A 3,782-nucleotide genomic window follows, 5' to 3' on the forward strand; every position below is an offset into this window, starting at 1 on the left:
CGAAGGCGGTGTGTCAGTCGACAGATTCATTGACTGATCCACCGCATTCGCGAGCAAGCCCGCTCCCACATTTAGTTTTAGGACAACTCTGCAGCCTCGCTGCGCCCATAGCGCCGTTGTGCATACGACGCGCCAGCAATCATCACCACCAGCACCGCCGCCAACACCGCCGATGAACCGACGGTGCCAAAATCCAGGCCGCCCTTTTCATGGGGTTTGGTCAGGAAATCTCCCAAGGTCGCGCCAAACGGCCGTGTCAGTACAAACGCCACCCAGAACAACAGCACCGACGAGATGCGTGTGAAGTACTTGAGCGCCACCACCGCGGCGATGGTCGAACCGATCAGCAATGCGCCACCGGCGAAGCCCAACCCCGAATCGTCCGCGAGAAAATCGCCCAATGCGGTGCCCAAGGTGTTGGAAAACAGGATCGCCATCCAGTAAAACAGCTCGCCCCGGAAGGTCTGCACCTTGTTTACATTCAGCGAGTCACCACTGAGGTGCCACACCGCAAAGATGATCATCAAGATCACGATCAGGATCATCGACCCCGTGGCGTAGCCCAGCCCCAGCGTGCGGTCCATGAAGTCGGACATCGTGGTACCCGCCGTGCTGGTGGACAAAATCACGATCCAGTACAGCACCGGGTTGTAGGTTTTCGACCAGAGTTGCGTCACCAGGGTCACCAGGAACACGCTGATGAGGATCATGGAGCTGATGGCGTAACCAACGTTCAAGGTCATCGACAGCAAATCCCCGGCGGTTTCGCCCAAGGTGGTTGCGCAGATTTTCATGACCCAGAACGCCAAGGTGATCTGAGGAAGTTTGTTCATGCAGTAGATGGCTCCAAGGCTCAGTCTTATAGGGGGTATTGACCTTGGGCGCAGACTGAAGGGAAAGCTGTGAAAAATAGGTGGCCTATGTATGAAAAATCCATGGGCACCGTGGAAATTCACCGCCATGAATTGCACTATGACGGTCTCTCAAACCGCGTAGCAGGAACCCCGGCCATGCCTGACGATATCCACTTTTACGAACCCGCCAACGGCCACGGCCTGCCTCACGACCCGTTCAATGCCATCGTCGGCCCACGCCCGATTGGCTGGATCTCCTCCCACGACCGCGAAGGCCGCCTGAATCTGGCGCCCTACAGCTTCTTCAATGCGTTCAACTACATTCCGCCGATCATTGGGTTTTCCAGTGTCGGGCGCAAAGACAGCCTGAACAATATCGAACAGACCGGCGAGTTCGTCTGGAACCTGGCCACCCGCCCGCTGGCCGAGCAGATGAACCAGAGCTGCGCGCCGGTATCGCCCGAGGTGAATGAATTCGAACTCTCCGGGCTGACGCCGGTGGCTTCGAAAATCGTCGGCGTACCACGGGTGGGCGAGAGCCCGGTGTCGTTCGAGTGCAAGGTGACGCAGATCATCCAACTGCAACGTGCCGACCAACAGTTGGTGCCAAGCTGGCTGGTGCTGGGCGAGGTGGTTGCGGTGCACATCGCCAAGTGGTTGCTCAAGGATGGGATCTACGACACTGCTGCCGCCGAGCCGATTTTGCGTGGGGGTGGCCCGGCGGATTATTTCCAGCTGGGGCCGGAAGCACTGTTCAAGATGTACAGACCTCAATAGCCCCTGTAGGAGCGAGCTTGCTCGCGAAGATCGTCAACGATAACGCGGGGCACCAGGCTGAACGCGGTGCTCTTGAGTTTTTCGCGAGCAAGCTCGCTCCTACAGTGCGGCGGGAGCCCAGGTCAGTTGGCCTTCTGCATCCACATCGACCAGACGCTCAAGTTGCAGCGTCGCCGCATCATCAGCATCCGAAGCCGTCTTGAACGTCTGCCCATCAAGGATCTTGTGAAACCTGGGTGCGCCCATGCCATCCAGTGCCTTGACGGCGACGGCGGCGCTGTAGCCACCTTCGCCCGGTACTACGGCGGAAACGGCTTCGTGGTGGGCAAATTGTTTACGTGCCATGTTGCAGGTCCTGGCCAATGGAAAGTCGGCCATTCTAACCGCTAACCGGCCAGTTGCAGGTACTCACCGTACGCCTGTGCGGCCGATGCGTCGGTAAAAGTCTGGAAGTCCATGCTACGCACGACCATGTCGTTCAACAGCTCGGTGAAGATCATCAGGGCCGGAGAGCTGAAGTAGGCGCTCATGGCCTGCTCGCTGCTCCAGAACCCGGACACCAGCCACACATCGGGGTCGACCTGGGAGTGCTGCAACGAGAATTGCAGGCAACCCTGGGCCTGGCGACCCGGTTCAATCAAACTGCTCAAGCGTGCACCGAGTTCGGTGCTGCACCCGCTACGGGCACGGATAAAGGCCATATGGCTCGCGGGAATGGGGGTGGACATGTTCGACTCTCCCGTTGAGAAGTGATGCTCGGCAAGCACAATGAGGGCGTGTTGCCACAGGATCAAAGATAACGGCGCGGCGGTAAGCGCGGTTAGTCAATTCCTGCAGGCTTATTGCACAATCCTGCGAGAAGCGTAGGGAGGACGTTCGGCCTCAGGATTTATTCCAGGCCCAGGCCCCATGTTTCAGGCAGATGACAGGCTGCGCACTTGCCTGATTCACGCTATCTCGCAGGATCAGGCAAGGATGCTGCAGAATCGACGTAACACTATTTGAACAGCCGCCGCTAAGCTGAGCCCATCAAAGCCGCGTGTAGAGGACGCCCCATGCCGTCGCCCGAATCCAAGCCCGTTCCCCTCGATGCCGAGATGGAGAAACAACGCGCCGAGCTGGCCAGTATCGTGCACCGCCATACCTGGGAGGACGGTTCCTACGGCACGGCGATCACCTCGCTGTACCTGAACCGCCACAATGCGCCCCGGGATTTCATGCCCGTGCTGGTGGAACCCGCGCTGTGCATCCTCGCCAGTGGCAGTAAGGAGGTGCGCCTGGCCGACGAGATCTTTGCCTACGACCCGCTCAACTACTTGGTGTTCTCGGTGGCGATGCCGGTAGCCGGCCGCATTATCGACGCCACCGCCGAGGACCCGAACCTCTCGGTGCGCATCAACATCGACCCGGCGCAGCTCACCGCGCTGATCGCAGAGGCCGGGCCGATGGGCGTGCCCTCACGCCCGACCTCGCGAGGCATGTACGTCGACCGCATCGATCACGCACTGCTCGATGCGGTGCTGCGCCTGACCCGCTTGCTGGACACGCCTAAAGACATCGCGATGCTCGCGCCGCTGATCAACCGTGAAATCCTCTACCGTTTGCTGCGTGGCCCGCAGGGTTATCGCCTGTATGAAATTGCTGTGGCTAACAGCCAGAGCCATCGGGTGAGCCAGGCAATCACCTGGTTGAACGGTAACTACGAACAGCCGCTGCGTATCGACGACCTGGCCAAGGAAGTGAACCTGAGCGTCTCGACCTTGCACCACCGGTTCAAAGCGATCACCGCCATGAGCCCGCTGCAATACCAGAAGCAACTGCGCTTGCAGGAAGCGCGGCGGCTGATGATCGCCGAAGGGCTGGAGGCTTCGGCGGCGGGGTATCGGGTGGGGTATGAAAGCCCGTCGCAGTTCAGCCGGGAGTACAGCCGGTTGTTTGGTGCGCCGCCGCTGCGCGACTTGGCCCGGTTGCGCCAAAGCATCTGATGCGTGCGTAGCAAAATGTGGGAGCTGGCTTGCCTGCGATGGCGGCCTGGCAGCCGACACTTATCTACCTGATGCCCCACGATCCAACTGTGGGAGCGGGCTTGCTCGCGAAGGCGGCCTGGCAGGCGACACAGTTGGATTGGGTATATATCCATTGCTGCGGTAA

General features: G+C 59.8%; 5 protein-coding genes and 1 pseudogene. 3 read left to right on the forward strand and 3 right to left on the reverse strand.

Features of this window, described 5'->3' with window-relative positions; all coding sequences use genetic code 11:
* Window positions 1–77: 77 nt before the first annotated feature.
* Window positions 78–833 (reverse strand): hypothetical protein, encoded by a 756-nt coding sequence (locus A7K61_RS30405; protein ID WP_069559010.1) that lies wholly within the window; start codon window positions 831–833, stop codon window positions 78–80.
* A gap of 177 nt (window positions 834–1,010) precedes the next feature.
* Here A7K61_RS30405 and A7K61_RS30410 point away from each other — a divergent pair, with 177 nt between their 5' ends.
* Window positions 1,011–1,631, forward strand: coding sequence for a flavin reductase family protein (locus tag A7K61_RS30410; protein WP_044268006.1), 621 nt, complete (start codon window positions 1,011–1,013; stop codon window positions 1,629–1,631).
* Window positions 1,632–1,648: 17 nt separating this feature from the next.
* A pseudogene (locus A7K61_RS34035) lies at window positions 1,649–1,738 on the forward strand (outer membrane lipoprotein carrier protein LolA); the annotation flags it as partial.
* Here A7K61_RS34035 and A7K61_RS30415 read toward each other — a convergent pair.
* Entirely contained in the window at window positions 1,731–1,976 is a 246-nt protein-coding gene (locus A7K61_RS30415; RefSeq protein WP_044268008.1) for a hypothetical protein, read from the reverse strand. The pseudogene A7K61_RS34035 and the gene A7K61_RS30415 overlap by 8 nt on opposite strands.
* A 41-nt stretch (window positions 1,977–2,017) precedes the next feature.
* A complete protein-coding gene (locus tag A7K61_RS30420; protein ID WP_044268011.1) occupies window positions 2,018–2,359 on the reverse strand; it encodes an antibiotic biosynthesis monooxygenase family protein in 342 nt (113 codons plus the stop codon).
* Between the two features lie 327 nt (window positions 2,360–2,686).
* Between A7K61_RS30420 and A7K61_RS30425 the strand changes: the two genes are divergently transcribed.
* Window positions 2,687–3,616: an AraC family transcriptional regulator gene (locus A7K61_RS30425; protein WP_003193916.1), complete on the forward strand. Its 930-nt coding sequence runs from the start codon at window positions 2,687–2,689 to the stop codon at window positions 3,614–3,616.
* The last annotated feature ends 166 nt before the right edge of the window (window positions 3,617–3,782 follow it).

Origin of the sequence: Pseudomonas sp. AP42 (genome assembly GCF_001728935.1) — a bacterium.
In the GTDB taxonomy this organism is placed as follows: domain Bacteria; phylum Pseudomonadota; class Gammaproteobacteria; order Pseudomonadales; family Pseudomonadaceae; genus Aquipseudomonas; species Aquipseudomonas lactis.